Genomic DNA, 13,965 nt, shown 5'->3' on the forward strand with positions numbered 1-13,965 from the left:
AAGAATATTCGCATCATGACCTAAGCCAAAAGAGCTAAAGGGCCGTTTCCACGACTGCGGCCAGATGGCATTTGATGCTAGAATCCGCGCCGTTTAAGGTCTCAGCTATCGGCTTGGCCATACTTGGACGACACTCTACGAAGGAGCGTAAAAATGCGAATATCAGTGGTTGGCACTGGCTATGTGGGCTTGGTTTCCGGTGCCTGTTTTGCCGACATGGGAATGAATGTGACCTGTGTGGACATTGATCAGGCCAAAGTCCAACGCCTGCGTGAAGGGCATATCCCCATCTTTGAGCCCGGCCTCGAGCCTTTGGTCAAGCGCTGTGTCGCACAAGGGCAATTGCATTTCACCACCTCTCTGCCCGACGCCATGGCCAACAGCAACGTGTATTTTATCGCGGTTGGCACACCCACTGGCGAAGACGGTTCGGCCGATTTGCAATACGTACTTGCTGTTGCCAAGGAGATCGGTGAACACCTCAAGGACTACGCAGTGATCGTTGATAAGTCCACGGTTCCTGTAGGCACCGCCGACAAGGTGCGCGCAACCATACAGGCCGAGCTGGACAAGCGTGGAGTTAGCATCGACTTTGACGTGGTGAGCAACCCGGAGTTTTTGAAAGAGGGCGCCGCCGTCGACGACTTCATGAAACCCGACCGCATAGTGATTGGCACAGAAAGCGAGCGGGCCCGTGCGATCATGGCTGAGGTGTACCAGGAGTTTTCCCGCAACCACAATAAAATCATGTTTATGGGCGTACGCGATGCGGAAATGACCAAGTACGCCGCCAATGCCATGCTGGCCACCAAAATTTCATTCATGAATGAGATCGCCAATCTGTGCGACGCAATGGACGTTGATGTGGAGCAGGTGCGCCACGGCATTGGCTCCGATTCGCGTATCGGCTACTCGTTTATCTATCCCGGCTGCGGTTACGGCGGCTCCTGCTTCCCGAAAGATGTGAAAGCACTGGTGCGCATGGCGCACGAAGCGGATGTAAAACCCTACGTACTGGACGCAGTAGAAGCGCGCAATGCCGACCAGAAAAAAGTGGTTGCCGCAAAAACCCAACGCCTGCTGGGCAACGTAAAAGGCAAACGCATTGCGGTGTGGGGGCTGGCCTTTAAGCCAGGTACCGACGACATGCGCGAAGCGCCTTCAATCCCTTTCATTACCCGTATGCTGGAGGCCGGCGCCACTGTGTGTGTGCACGACCCAGAGGCCATGACCACCTCCAAACGCGAATTTGCGCCTAAGTGGATCGAAAACGGCCAGCTGATTTACTGCAATAATCAATTTGACGCGGTAAAAGACGCTGACGCATTGGTGCTGCTGACCGAATGGAAACAATATCGTCAGCCGGACTTCGCCCGTTTGCTGGCAAGCCTGAAAGCACCGGTGGTGATAGATGGCCGCAATGTGTACAACCCGCGCAGGATGAAGGCATTGGGCTTTACCTATGAGGGCATTGGTCGGCGCTAGATGCGAAATTGCCGACCGGGCGTTTAGTGGAATACCTGGACGGTGGAATGCGCTGCGCTTATTCCACCCTACCCGAATCCACCAACACCGTTCCACCAACAACGCTCCACCAATAACCACCCATAAAAAAACCGGCCTGAAGGCCGGTTTTTTTATGGGTGGTTGCGTTTATTCGGCCTTGGCCGGCGCCGGCAACTTACCCACCAACTCGCGGAATTTACGCAGCGAATTCAGGTGTACGTACAGCAGCTCCATGCCATCATTCTTCACCAGCTCTTCCATCTGCTCAGCTTTCAGGCCTTTGAGTTTCTCGCGATTTACCGCCAGGAAGCCACCCAAGCGGATTTTGTCACCGCCGTTCTGAGGCGTGAATTGGGCCTCCATGGGTTCCAGCAACTCCCACTCCACCAGGCGCTTGCAGAAAGCCTGAGTGCGGGCGAAATTCATTTGATATTCCTTGAGGAATTCAAGCACTTTACCCAGGTACTCGGTCTGCTTGCCTTCGTCGTCAAACAGGCGCTCACCTTTACCTTCTTCGTTGCATCCGGCGTAGGTTTCATCGATGCACAGCATGAAGTTTTTACCGTCATCATTGCTGGAAAAAACGAATGGATAGCGACGGAAGAATGCGGGCAGGTAGGAGGCAGTGAACTTGCCTTCATCGTCGATGAACAGGTTTTCTTCCGGGCGCACACCCATTACAGCCAGCGGGATTACGCTGTCACCGTTTTTGGTGAACACAACGGGAAAAGCTTCTGACGCAGCGAAGAATTCCACAGCCGTCAAAGGCACCGAATTAACGCTTTTGGCAAACGACAGGCTATCGGACGGTTCGATGCCCCACTTGGCATGACGCTCGACGGAGATGGGGGTGGCATTGCCATAAATTAACAGTTGCTTAGACACAATTTACTCGCTTATTCGTCAGTGGATTTTTTTGCTTCTTTGGCTTTGCGCAAAGACTCGTATTGATCGGGGTTTATATAAGTCAAACACAAATTCATTTCTCGGTTGGCTTTTGGCATGATAACCAATACCAGCACGTTGTATTCTCCGGCTTTCTCAATCACACCGGGCTTATGAATCATGATATTGCCTGAGTCACTGGTGAGATAATTCAGGTCGCCCCGTTCATTCAGGGTTTTGCCAATGTTCTGCAGCATGGCTTGCAAACCGGCTTTGAAAACCGGAAAACCAAATTGGCCACAAAATTCTTTCTTGTCTAGCGATATCGTCAGTGCCAGTTCCAGTTTGCCGCCTACCGTCATGGTGCCAGCGTTCAACTTTTCTGATTCTTTCAGATCCTTGAACAACTTCTTCCCATGCTCGTCACCTTTGGCGATAAATCCACCGTGGAGAATATTGCAGGCCAGATTGACCACTTCAGGAATATTCAGTGAAAGTTGATCTTGTTGCGCTTGCGGAGCATCCGCTGCGGGCTTGATAGTTTCTTCAGTCATTATTCTTTTCTCTGGTTACAGCGTTTTAATCCATCTTCCCTGATTGGTGTTGAGGCTACCGACGCTTGTGATGGCGCTCGGCATTCTCGAGTTTTTTCTTATCGCTCTTGCGAATCAGAACATAGGTTGCGCCGGCGCCACCATGCTGCTTTTGCGCAGAGTGGAAGGCCTGCACCTCTGCCAACTGCGGCAGCCAGTGGGCAATGCAGCTTTTTAACATAGCCGGCTGGGGTTTTCGACCCTCGCCCTTACCATGGGTAATCAGCGCCGACCGGATATCGTGCGCACAGCAGTCTGTGACAAAGCTATGTACTGCATCACGCGCCTGCTCAACCGTGTGATTATGCAGGTCGAGCCGCGCCTCTATGCTGTACTTGCCCAAACGCAGGTTGCGGTAAACCCCGTTCTGAATACCCGGGCGCTTGAACGCCAGCAAGGCGTGCGGATCGACCGGCTCAATAAACTCGCCCGATAGCCGGTTGTATTCTTCCAGCTCCGCGGCCACCGCCTGCTCGCGCTTGCGTCGCAGGGCTTCCTCAGAGATGGGTGCGGTTTTCGACAATTCAACCCGGGCCTGCACCTTAATGGGCCGGATTTCCGCCAACTCCTGCCCCATCAGGCCCAAAAACGATTCATCAGACATGGGCAACCTCCACAATCGCTGGTTCATATACGGCCCGGAACTCCGCCGGCATGCGCGCCGGACGGCCGGATTGCATATCGATACAGGCCAGCTGCCAAAGGCCGCGCATGAGCGTGGTATCGCCCCGCAGCAGTTGAAACCGGCGGGTCATACTGAGGCGGCCATCGGAGTGGGTGAGCCAGGTACACAAGGTGAGCGAATCGCCCAACAGGGCTGGCCGGATGTAGTCATACTCGGCCCGGGCAATAGCCATGGCGCGGTTCAACCGACCGTAATCTTCCAGAGACAAGCCCAGAGCCTGAGAGTGTGCCCAGGCCACCGCCTCACACCATTGCACGTAGACGGCATTATTGGCGTGGTTAAGCCCGTCGATATGGGCCTCACCCACCACAAGGGTCTGGGTAAACGGAGTTGGATAATCGAAAGGCGAAACCGCACTCATCTCAATACCGCCTGAACCGGTGCCTGAAAAACGAGGGGAGAGATTAGCGCGTTCACACCGCTTGGGCAAACCCAAGAAAGGGGTCACCAGAAGCCTTAACACCTCAGGCATTCGGAGCCAGAGAGGTTACTGCAGAGTTCTTCCAACAAGGGCCCGGAGGCCCTTGTAGCTAGCACATCCTGTCTTACATCAATTTGCGTTTCCAGCCCAACGCCACCAGGCCAAGCCCCAGTAACAGCAACGGAGAAGGCTCCGGCACGCTGGATTCGTTCAGCACGATATTATCGATTGCAAAATGCTGACCCTGGTCATCAAAGCGCACGCTGTCGATACCCATCCAGTCAAACGTGAAGAAACGCGCTTCGGTGCGACTGACCTCAAAGTTGGTACTGTACAGCATCACACCGTCAAGCCAACCAGACAGGGAAATGTTCAACACATTGTCCCAGGCAGACGTCATCCAGAAAGAAGTCAGATCAAAGGTATCCGTTCCTTGAGCCTCGACTAGTACAGGATTATACCCATACCCATTAAAGCCAACCATGTCGCCATCTAAAGCATTTGCCAACGTTTCGTAACCAGATCCCGCGAGATAACCCGCTGTTCCATTCACAGTCCACATATCGCCGGCGCCATTATTCCAATCCAGCCCCTGATATCCGTCTGCGATCTGGTTTTCGCCCTGTGGCCGGTCTTCAAAATCAATAACCAGGGCAGAAGCATTCAGACTTACAGCCAAAAGTGCAGCACCCGCTATCCATTTCACCATTTTCATCATTCTTCTCCACTTCCTTCGATTGTTGTTTCATTACCTCGTTCCAAGGCAATGCCTTCCTCGGGCAAGCCAATGCAAGGCACGCGCCAAAAAAAAATTTCTTTAAAATCAATCAGTTAAAAAAATAAAGGATGGACGGTGTAAAGATAACTGACAGGAAAACTGTACAAATATAAAAAAAGGCTGCCCTACGGCAGCCCCTAAGGGTGGATAGACTAACTAGGAAATTAGCTACCCGAGGGTGCGAAACTGGTTACGTGCGCAGGCAGGGGTTGGATTTCCCGATGTATGGGGTCAGAGCCCCGAAAAGCCGCCAGGCTTACTTATTCGCCCGGTTGCTGATCAGCTCATCCACCACCGCGGGCTCGGCCAGGGTGGAGGTGTCGCCCAGGCTGTCGATCTCGTTGGCGGCGATCTTGCGCAGGATACGGCGCATGATTTTGCCGGAACGGGTCTTGGGCAGGCCGGGCGCCCACTGGATCACGTCGGGCTTGGCGATGGGGCCGATTTCCTTGTTACACAGGGCAACCAATTCCTTTTTCAGCTCGTCCGAGGGTTCGGTGCCGGCCATCAGGGTCACGTAACAATAGATGCCCTGGCCCTTGATGTCGTGCGGATACCCCACCACGGCCGCTTCGGCCACCTTATCGTGCAGCACCAGCGCACTTTCGATTTCGGCAGTGCCCATGCGGTGGCCGGACACGTTCAGCACGTCGTCCACCCGGCCGGTAATCCAGTAGTAGCCATCCTCGTCGCGACGGGCGCCGTCGCCGGTGAAGTAGTAGCCCTTGTAGGTGCTGAAATAGGTGTCGATCATTCGCTGGTGATCACCGTACACGGTGCGGATCTGACTGGGCCAGCTGGCTTTGATGGCGAGTGAGCCCTCACCTGCACCGGTAATTTCTTTACCCTCGGCATCCAGTAACACCGGTTGCACGCCAAAGAACGGCAGGGTGGCAGAGCCCGGTTTGGTGGCGGTAGCGCCCGGCAGCGGGGTGAGCATGTGGCCACCGGTTTCGGTTTGCCACCAGGTGTCCACTATGGGGCAACGGCCCTCGCCCACCACGTGGTAATACCATTCCCAGGCCTCCGGGTTGATGGGCTCACCCACGGTGCCCAATACCCGCAGGGTTTTACGTGAGGATTTGGTGACGAAATCATTGCCGGCCCCCATCAGAGCGCGAATGGCGGTGGGGGCAGTATAGAACTGGTTGACCTTGTGCTTGTCCACCACGTCCCAGCAACGCGACGCCGACGGATAAGTGGGCACGCCCTCAAACATCAAGGTGGTGGCGCCGTTGCACAGGGGGCCGTAAACAATGTAGCTGTGGCCGGTCACCCAACCCACGTCCGCCGTGCACCAGTAGATATCACCCTCTTTGTAGTCGAAGGTGTATTTGAAACTCATGGCCGTGTGCAGCAGGTAGCCCGCGGTGGTGTGCAGCACACCTTTGGGCTTACCGGTGGAACCGGAGGTGTACAGAATGAACAGCGGGTCTTCCGCGTCCATCATTTCCGGTTCTGCATTGCTCGCAGCCGCGGCAACAGCATCGCCGTACCAGATATCGCGGCCTTCGGTCCAATTCACCTTGCCGCCGGTGCGCTTTACCACCAGGCAGGTGTGAGTGTTGGGGCAGGAGGCCAGCGCTTTATCGGCATTGGCTTTCAGCGGCACCGCCTTGCCACCGCGCAGGCCTTCGTCGGCGGTGATCAGCACCCGGCAATCGGAATCCAGAATGCGGTCTTTCAACGCATCGGGCGAGAAGCCGCCAAACACCACCGAGTGAATGGCACCCACGCGCGCGCACGCCAACATGGCGTAGGCCGCTTCCGGAATCATGGGCATGTAAATGCACACCCGGTCGCCTTTTTTCACGCCGCGCTCGCGCATCACATTGGCTAACCGGCACACCTGCTCGTGCAGTTCGGCATAAGTGATGTGCTTGTCTACTGAAGGGTCATCGCCTTCCCAGATAATCGCCGTCTGGTTGGCACGCTTGGGCAGGTGGCGGTCAATACAGTTCACCGTCACATTCAGTTTGCCGCCAGTAAACCAGCTGGCCTCGCCCTTGGTCATGTCGTAATCGCAGACCTGGGTAAAGGGTGTCGAAAAGGTTAAAAATTGCTCCGCCTGCTCGCGATAAAACGCCTCGGGCTCGTTAACGGAGCGAGCGTACATGGCGTCGTACTGGGCCTTGTTGATGTGGGCATTGGCCGCACTCGCGGGTACCGGATAGGTTTTTACGTCTGACATAAACATTCCACCTTGCGATTTTTTTAATTTTTTAGCAATACTTTGTTTTGGTTATTTGCTATGCACCCTTGTGGGCCGCGCCGAGCGTGACCCGTAAGTTCTGGCCACTATACCAAGTGCGCCCGGCAAACCCTATTAGCCAATAGTCTAAAAGCCATCAGACCCATTGCCGTCGCGTTGTAATCAGGCTGCCATTTGTCCGCAAACTGCGCCGGATCTCGCCAAAGCACTGCCAAATAATTGCATCCCGCCGCCAGCCCGAGTAAGTTAGCACTTGCCCATATAAGGACCTGAGGGCATCACTGCAGGGAACAGCAGAAAAATAAAAAAGGGTTCCCATGACCGAGGCCGAAATTCCTCAAACCGAAAACTACACCGTTGAAGCCATCCTGGGTAAGGGCGGCATGGGTGTGGTTTACCTCGCGTTTGACAAGCGCCTCAACCGCAAAGTGGCCATTAAATGCATCCGCCACAACCGCGCCAATGAAAACTGGGTGGAGGCGGTTACCGAAGAAGCCCGCCTGCTGGCGCAGATCAATCACCGCAACATAGTGCACATTTACGACCTGATCGACTGGCAGGGCTCACCCGCGCTGGTAATGGAATATTTGCAGGGCCGCACCCTGTTGGATATTTTTCGTTCAGACGAACTCATGAGTGGCGAGCTGGACCTCGCCACCCGGCTGGACTGGCTGCGGCAAATTGCCGAAGGCCTGGCCTGCGCCCACGCCAAGGGCATCATTCACCGCGACCTGAAAGCCGAAAACATCATGATCACCGACGAAGGCACGGTTAAGATCATGGACTTCGGCATTGCCCGGCACCAGGCTCAGCCCCTGCACGCCAATATTCACGACAGCCAGGTGCTGCCCGGCGAATTCATCGGCAGCCCCGCCGCCCTCTCGCCCGAACAGGCCATGGGCGACCGGCTCACCACCGCCAGCGACATTTTCAGCTTCGGCATCCTGGCCTATTGCCTGCTGTGCGGTCATCACCCCTTCGGCGACCCGAAAAACGCCGACCTGGTTCTGCAAGGCATCATCTACCGGCCGCCTATGCCGGTGCAGTTTCTGGAGTGCTTGGGCATCCCGGATGAAGATGCGCAGACATTGGGTGCGGAGATTATTGCTTGCTTGAATAAGGCGCCGGGGATGCGGCCGGCGGCGAGTGCTTTGGCATTTACGCAAACGATTCCAAATAAAGAAGACTACACGGCGATGCCAGTGCCGCCCCAGAATTCTCGCGGTTTGGCACTCACGATCAGCGCCATACTGGTTACCGCCACCGCCGGCCTGATCTGGCTGGCCGGGCAACAACCGGAACCTCGTCGCAATGTTTACGTGGCCTTGCCTACATTTACGGGAACCGATATGGCCGAATATATTACCGAGGCCACACCGGAGTTTTTGCGCAATGGCATTATTGATGCGCTGCTTATAGACGACCGTCATGCTGTTATCCAATACGACAATGCCAGCAAACTTGAAGAGCCCAGCCAACTTGGACTCGCCTCTGGCGCCAATGAGGTGCTTAAACTGACATTTGAGTGCAAGAAGTATTGGTGTGATGGAAGAATGGCACGCTACTCGGGGCCGGAATGGCACAAAACTAGTGGCGATGCATTTTCCATAGACCTGCGAAATGGCTCTGACTCTTTTTCGGCAGTGCAATGGCATACCGTTAAATCGGGCCTGATCCTAAACGACAGACACATTGATAACGCCCGCGATCCGTCTCGAGAGTATTTCAGTCTTTTGACGGAATTTAGGAAAACCCGCTATCTGTCAGGCGAGTCAATAAAAATTCTCATTGACGAGATATTGACCTACCCTTCATTCACGCCAAATTATCACTTGTTAGTGAAAGTCGCGACACGAAACTTCCAGATCAACAACAATAGTGGCGACCTCAAAATTGCACTTGAGTTAATTGAGTCCAACAAAGCTGAACTGCCGACTTCGACCTATTTGAAGTTGATTGGACAATGCCAAAGCGCACTAAAATTCTATCGAGAAGCAGAGGCGTCAGCCGAAAAACTACTTCAATTCGGATCGGTATTTGATGCGAGATTAATTGAAGCAGATTTAGCAATAGAACAAGGCAACTATCAGCACGCGCTGGATACGTACACGTCTCTTATAGATTATGCTCCTTCCGAAAATGGCTTTTACGGTATTGCCTACAGCGCCTACATACTCGGAGACATTGCGCTGACAAAAAGAGCGCTTAATAGCGCCCTTACTCTCAACCCAAATAGCATACCAGCCAACAGCTTATTAGGATCGCTTCAATTGTCCGATGGCGAATACACATCGGCAATCGAAAATTTCAACAAGATAGTTGAAATCATCCCCGACGAACCCACCCTGAACAATCTAGCCACGGCTTACCTACTTTCTGGAAATCGAGCAGAAGCAAAAAAGCAATTTGAAAAAGCCGCACAACTGGCGCCCAACAACCCTACAATTTTATATAATTTGGGAGAGCTAGAACTATTAGCAGGAAACCAGAATAACGCGCAGATTTTTTTTGAAAAAGCAATAAAAGGACTCAGATCACTCGAACAAAGCAGTGATGCAAGCATTGCAATAAGAGCGCTCAGCTTGCTCGGAAGAACAGAAGAAGCTAAAAATGTGCTAACAACCACCGAAAAAAACTTTTCAGGTATTCCAGACTACCTCTTCAGCGAAGCCATCTACTACACGACAATCGGGCAGCCTGATCTCGCTCAGGAAAAAATTGAAATGCTAATTGCGCTCGGCTACACAAAAGATTGGTTTCGCTTTCCTTGGTATGGCGCTGATTGCAACAAAGCAATCAACGCACAAAACGATCACCTGTGCTCCGCACCAATCAATTTGGAGGGCGATGAATAATCAAGATAGGATCAAAGCTCTTATACTCCTCCTGCTTACTCCCCTTCGCCTTGGCCGCAATCGTAAACTTATAATTAATCGACGCATCACCCACCGCATCTTTGGCAATCACCATGCGCAGGGTTTTACCGCCGTTTTTCAGGCTGGTTTTTACATCGTTCTTACCACCACCCGTATCCGATTCTACTTCAATACCAGCACCGGTAAAGGTGAGGCAGGTAGCCGCCTGGCCGGTTTTCACCAGGGTAATATCCAGAATCGCGCGCTCTTTGCGGTTGGATGCATCAGAGCCGCCCGGAAAAATAACCTGAACCAAACCATCGTCGATGACGGTGGAGTTGGTTGCCAGCGGCCAGCAGACTGTCGGTGGCAGTTCATCGGCATTCACGGTTAAGGTCATCTGGGTGGTAATCGGTTTACCCTTGGGTACTTTTATGGTTTTGCCCATTGTTCATTCCTTTAATGGTGTTAGCTTTTACTCTCCAAACAAACAGCGCACTGGCAGGCTATTGATAAACCCCTTACATACTCAGGTTTACAGGCTGCCAGCCCTGTTTGCACAGCCGTCACAGTTTGCCACAAGCCAGGCGCGCGACACAGCACTTAAGGCGTCATATTGATTGGCGAAGGCAACGCCATTGATTCTCGCCCCACTTATGGGACGCTCGCAAACTGGTACAAAGCCACCGCACAGGCACTGCCCACATTCAGCGAGGAATTGCTGCCGCCCATGGGTATGTGCACCACCGCGTGGGATTCCGCCAATAGCGCCGGCGCCACGCCGCGATCTTCTGCGCCCAGAATCAAACATACGGGACCGTCAGGCAGGGTGAAGCGGTTGAGCGGGCGCGAGTGTTCGGTAATTTCCAGGCTGATAATGCAGGTGCCGGCTGCGCGTAACTCGCGCACTAATGCCAGCGCATCGTCGCGATGCTCCCAGGCCACATATTTTTCCGCCGCCCGGCTCAACCGGCGCAACTTGGAGTTGGGCGGGCAGATGGTGTCGCCGCACAAATATAACTTGCCCGCGCCAAAGGCATCGGCACTGCGGAACACGGCGCCCACATTGGCCGGAGCGGTGAAGTTATCCACCAGAATACTGAGCCGGGCAAGGCCCGTACCCGCAGGGGCGAAGTCTTCGTGTTCGAGTTGGCGGCCGGGGGTGGGCATGGGTATTTAGTCTCTGGTTGCTAGCAACTAGTCAAGCACCATTATGGTGCGGATGGCATCAAAATTGCTGTAATCGTGGCGCTAATCCGCATTCTCGCAGATTTTCATAAAAATCAATAAGTTAAAAAGAGCAATGGCGTAAAACACCCCTCTTTTGCGCACCATCGTGGTGCCGACCTGTGTTTTCGCCCCATAAAGATGCAAAAGGAAACCCTATGGAACCCTTGAACAGCGCGGTGGAGACGCTCGTCGCCAGCGCCAACACTTATTTTATTTTGCTTGGCGCAATCATGGTATTTGCCATGCATGCCGGTTTTGCCTTCCTTGAAGTGGGCACCGTACGCCAGAAAAATCAGGTGAATGCCCTGGTGAAAATTCTCACCGACTTCGGTATTTCGGCCCTGGTGTATTTTTTTGTGGGCTATTGGGTGGCCTACGGCACCACCTTTTTCGCCCCCGCCAGCGAGCTGGCCATGAGCAACGGTTATGAGCTGGTGAAGTTTTTCTTCCTGCTCACCTTTGCCGCCGCCATTCCCGCGATTATTTCCGGCGGCGTGGCCGAGCGCGCGAAATTTTACCCCATGTTAATTGCCGCTGCGGTGATTGTGGGCCTGGTGTACCCGTTTTTTGAAGGCCTGATCTGGAACGGCAACTTCGGTTTTCAGGATTGGCTGCAAGCCACCTTTGGCGCCAGCTTCCATGACTTTGCCGGTTCTGTGGTAGTACACGGTGTGGGTGGCTGGGTGGCCTTTGCCGCCATCCTTATTCTGGGTACCCGCAATGGCCGCATCCGCAACGGCCAGCTGGTGGCCTTTGCGCCGTCCAATATTCCGTTCCTTGCCTTGGGCGCGTGGATTCTGTGCATCGGCTGGTTTGGTTTCAATGTGATGAGTGCGCAAACGCTCGACGGCATCAGCGGTCTGGTGGCGGTAAACAGCCTGATGGCCATGGTGGGCGGCACGCTGGTGGCCATGGTGGCCGGTAAAAAAGACCCGGGCTTTATTCACAATGGTCCACTCGCGGGTCTGGTGGCCGTGTGTGCCGGTTCGGATTTAATGCATCCCATCGGCGCGCTGATTGCCGGCGGCGTGGCCGGCGGCCTGTTCGTGTTTTTGTTTACGTTCATGCAAAACCGCTGGCACAAGGTGGACGATGTATTGGGCGTGTGGCCCCTGCACGGCGTGTGTGGCGCCTGGGGCGGCATTGCGGCAGGTATTTTTGGTTCAGAAGCACTCGGCGGTCTGGGCGGCGTGAGCCTGATGTCACAAGTGATTGGCACGCTTGCCGGCATTGGTGTGGCGCTGATTGGCGGCTATGCCGTGTATTTTGTGGTGAATGCGGTGAGCGGTATCCGGCTTTCTGAAGAAGACGAGTTTAATGGTGCGGACCTGTCTATTCACAAGATCGGGTCTGTGTCGAACGATTAATTAAGACAGAAGCAAATCTGTAGGAGCCGAATCCCTTCGGCGAAACTAAGGGTGCAAGGCCCTTTCGCTGAAGGGATTCAGCTCCTACACATTATCATTACTCGTCGTCTGGCTCGTACAGGTCGATAATTTCCCGCACTAATCCGGAACGGACAATATCGGCGCGTTCGAACTCGTGAATGTACACATTGTTCACGCCGCCAAGCCGCTCCACCGCGTCGGCCAACCCGCTTTTGCCGCGAATATCACTCTGGCGGATATCGCCATTGATCACGACTTTGCACTCTTCCCCGATGCGGGTGAGGAACATTTTCATCTGTTCGATGGTAGTGTTTTGTGCTTCATCCAGAATCACAAAAGTGCGGTGATCAAAGGTTTTACCGCGCATGTAGGCCAATGGTGCGGCAACAATCCGGCCGTGGCGTAAGCAGTAATCCACCGTGCCGCTGCCCAGACGCTCATTCAGAATGTCGCGGAAGGCATCAATATAGACGGCGAATTTTTCATCCAGTGCGCCGGGTAAAAAACCGAGCGACTCACCCGCCTCAACTGCCGGGCGCGTGATGATAATGCGCTCCACCTCACCACTTTCCAGCGCACGCGCGGCGAGCGCACCGGCACAATAGCTCTTGCCGGTACCCGCCGGGCCGATGCCAAACGTGAGGGCGTTGTTGTTGATGGCGTTGATATACGTTTGTTGGGCGGGGGTGCGCGCTTTCAGAGGCTGATTGCTGCGCTGGGTACTGTAGGCCGTATCGGTCGGATTGTAGCGGGCGTTTAATTCCACCACATTGCTTTGATTACGGCGGGCCTTGCGGGCGGCTTTCTTTAATTTTTTGTCTGCGTATTGGTCGTCATAGTGCTTGTGTCGCGCTTGCGATCGTTTCGCCATGAGTATAACTCCATTGATACTGGTGACTGATAACGCGTTCGGACTTGCGGGCTCCTGTTTCGGGTGAATGAAAGTTGAAAACTCGTTACATCGCTTAGCTTTTAAATATCTGAAGATTGTGCAACCGTTTAATGTGCAATGTCCTTTGCACACTCAAAAACTTTTTTACTTAAAGCACTCAAACTTAAAGTAATTTCTTAAGAGTGATTAAACGGGGCGGAGATGACAATTGCGTGAAGGCTTTCACACAGCAGGCGCATGGCCGGGAGGGGCAAAACGCCTGGGATGGGGAAGCCTTGCCTCACAGCCTGCGTCACAATGCGTAGGCCGGTGAGCAAAAGTCAATCACCTTTGCGTCTTACAGTAGACAACAGAATGCAATGATTTTTGGGGTTTGTAAAGTGGAAATTTTCGCGGCTGGGAAGCCGCTCCCACAATCAGTTGTCAAGGAAATCCAAATTTGTAATTGCGGTTGGCTGCGCCGCGCCCCTAAAAAAAAGACCCCGGGCGGGCGTCGCGCGCGGGGTAAATGTCTGAGGAA

At 53.9% G+C, this 13,965-nt stretch carries 12 protein-coding genes; 3 read left to right on the top strand and 9 right to left on the bottom strand.

Annotation, left to right across the window (positions count from 1 at the left end):
• Positions 1-153 precede the first annotated feature (153 nt).
• Positions 154-1,485 carry a UDP-glucose dehydrogenase family protein gene (locus M5M_RS10005; RefSeq protein WP_015047369.1) on the top strand — a complete coding sequence of 444 codons (1,332 nt, stop codon included), beginning with the start codon at positions 154-156 and terminating at the stop codon, positions 1,483-1,485.
• Between the two features lie 168 nt (positions 1,486-1,653).
• Here M5M_RS10005 and M5M_RS10010 read toward each other — a convergent pair whose 3' ends face one another.
• From M5M_RS10010 to acs, 6 genes are all read right to left on the bottom strand, one after another.
• A complete protein-coding gene (locus M5M_RS10010; protein ID WP_015047370.1) occupies positions 1,654-2,391 on the bottom strand; it encodes a SapC family protein in 738 nt (245 codons plus the stop codon).
• 11 nt (positions 2,392-2,402) lie between these two features.
• The gene (locus M5M_RS10015; protein ID WP_015047371.1) at positions 2,403-2,945 is read right to left on the bottom strand and encodes a hypothetical protein; all 543 of its coding nucleotides are present in this window, start codon (positions 2,943-2,945) and stop codon (positions 2,403-2,405) included.
• 55 nt (positions 2,946-3,000) lie between these two features.
• Positions 3,001-3,588: a DNA endonuclease SmrA gene (smrA, locus tag M5M_RS10020; protein ID WP_015047372.1), complete on the bottom strand. Its 588-nt coding sequence runs from the start codon at positions 3,586-3,588 to the stop codon at positions 3,001-3,003.
• Entirely contained in the window at positions 3,581-4,030 is a 450-nt protein-coding gene (locus M5M_RS10025; protein ID WP_015047373.1) for an acyl-CoA thioesterase, read from the bottom strand. Before M5M_RS10025 ends, smrA begins: the two co-directional genes overlap by 8 nt.
• Before the next feature lie 184 nt (positions 4,031-4,214).
• Positions 4,215-4,808 carry a PEP-CTERM sorting domain-containing protein gene (locus tag M5M_RS10030; protein WP_015047374.1) on the bottom strand — a complete coding sequence of 198 codons (594 nt, stop codon included), beginning with the start codon at positions 4,806-4,808 and terminating at the stop codon, positions 4,215-4,217.
• A 316-nt stretch (positions 4,809-5,124) separates the two neighbouring features.
• Entirely contained in the window at positions 5,125-7,059 is a 1,935-nt protein-coding gene (acs, locus tag M5M_RS10035) for an acetate--CoA ligase (protein ID WP_015047375.1), read from the bottom strand.
• Between the two features lie 338 nt (positions 7,060-7,397).
• Between acs and M5M_RS19530 the strand changes: the two genes are divergently transcribed.
• Positions 7,398-9,935, top strand: a complete 2,538-nt coding sequence (locus M5M_RS19530; RefSeq protein WP_015047376.1) for a serine/threonine-protein kinase — start codon at positions 7,398-7,400, stop codon at positions 9,933-9,935.
• On the opposite strand, the gene M5M_RS10045 is transcribed toward M5M_RS19530, so the two are convergent.
• Together M5M_RS10045 and M5M_RS10050 are read right to left on the bottom strand one after the other, a co-directional pair.
• Positions 9,913-10,383 carry a DP-EP family protein gene (locus tag M5M_RS10045; RefSeq protein WP_015047377.1) on the bottom strand — a complete coding sequence of 157 codons (471 nt, stop codon included), beginning with the start codon at positions 10,381-10,383 and terminating at the stop codon, positions 9,913-9,915. The two genes, M5M_RS19530 and M5M_RS10045, sit on opposite strands and share 23 nt — an antisense overlap.
• A gap of 206 nt (positions 10,384-10,589) precedes the next feature.
• A complete protein-coding gene (locus M5M_RS10050) occupies positions 10,590-11,105 on the bottom strand; it encodes an RNA methyltransferase (RefSeq protein WP_015047378.1) in 516 nt (171 codons plus the stop codon).
• 215 nt (positions 11,106-11,320) lie between these two features.
• Between M5M_RS10050 and M5M_RS10055 the strand changes: the two genes are divergently transcribed.
• On the top strand, positions 11,321-12,532 hold the full coding sequence (locus M5M_RS10055; protein ID WP_015047379.1) for an ammonium transporter: 1,212 nt from the start codon (positions 11,321-11,323) through the stop codon (positions 12,530-12,532).
• Between the two features lie 97 nt (positions 12,533-12,629).
• Here M5M_RS10055 and M5M_RS10060 read toward each other — a convergent pair whose 3' ends face one another.
• Positions 12,630-13,424, bottom strand: a complete 795-nt coding sequence (locus M5M_RS10060) for a PhoH family protein (protein WP_015047380.1) — start codon at positions 13,422-13,424, stop codon at positions 12,630-12,632.
• Between the last annotated feature and the right edge of the window lie 541 nt (positions 13,425-13,965).

This window comes from Simiduia agarivorans SA1 = DSM 21679 (assembly GCF_000305785.2).
In the GTDB taxonomy this organism is placed as follows: domain Bacteria; phylum Pseudomonadota; class Gammaproteobacteria; order Pseudomonadales; family Cellvibrionaceae; genus Simiduia; species Simiduia agarivorans.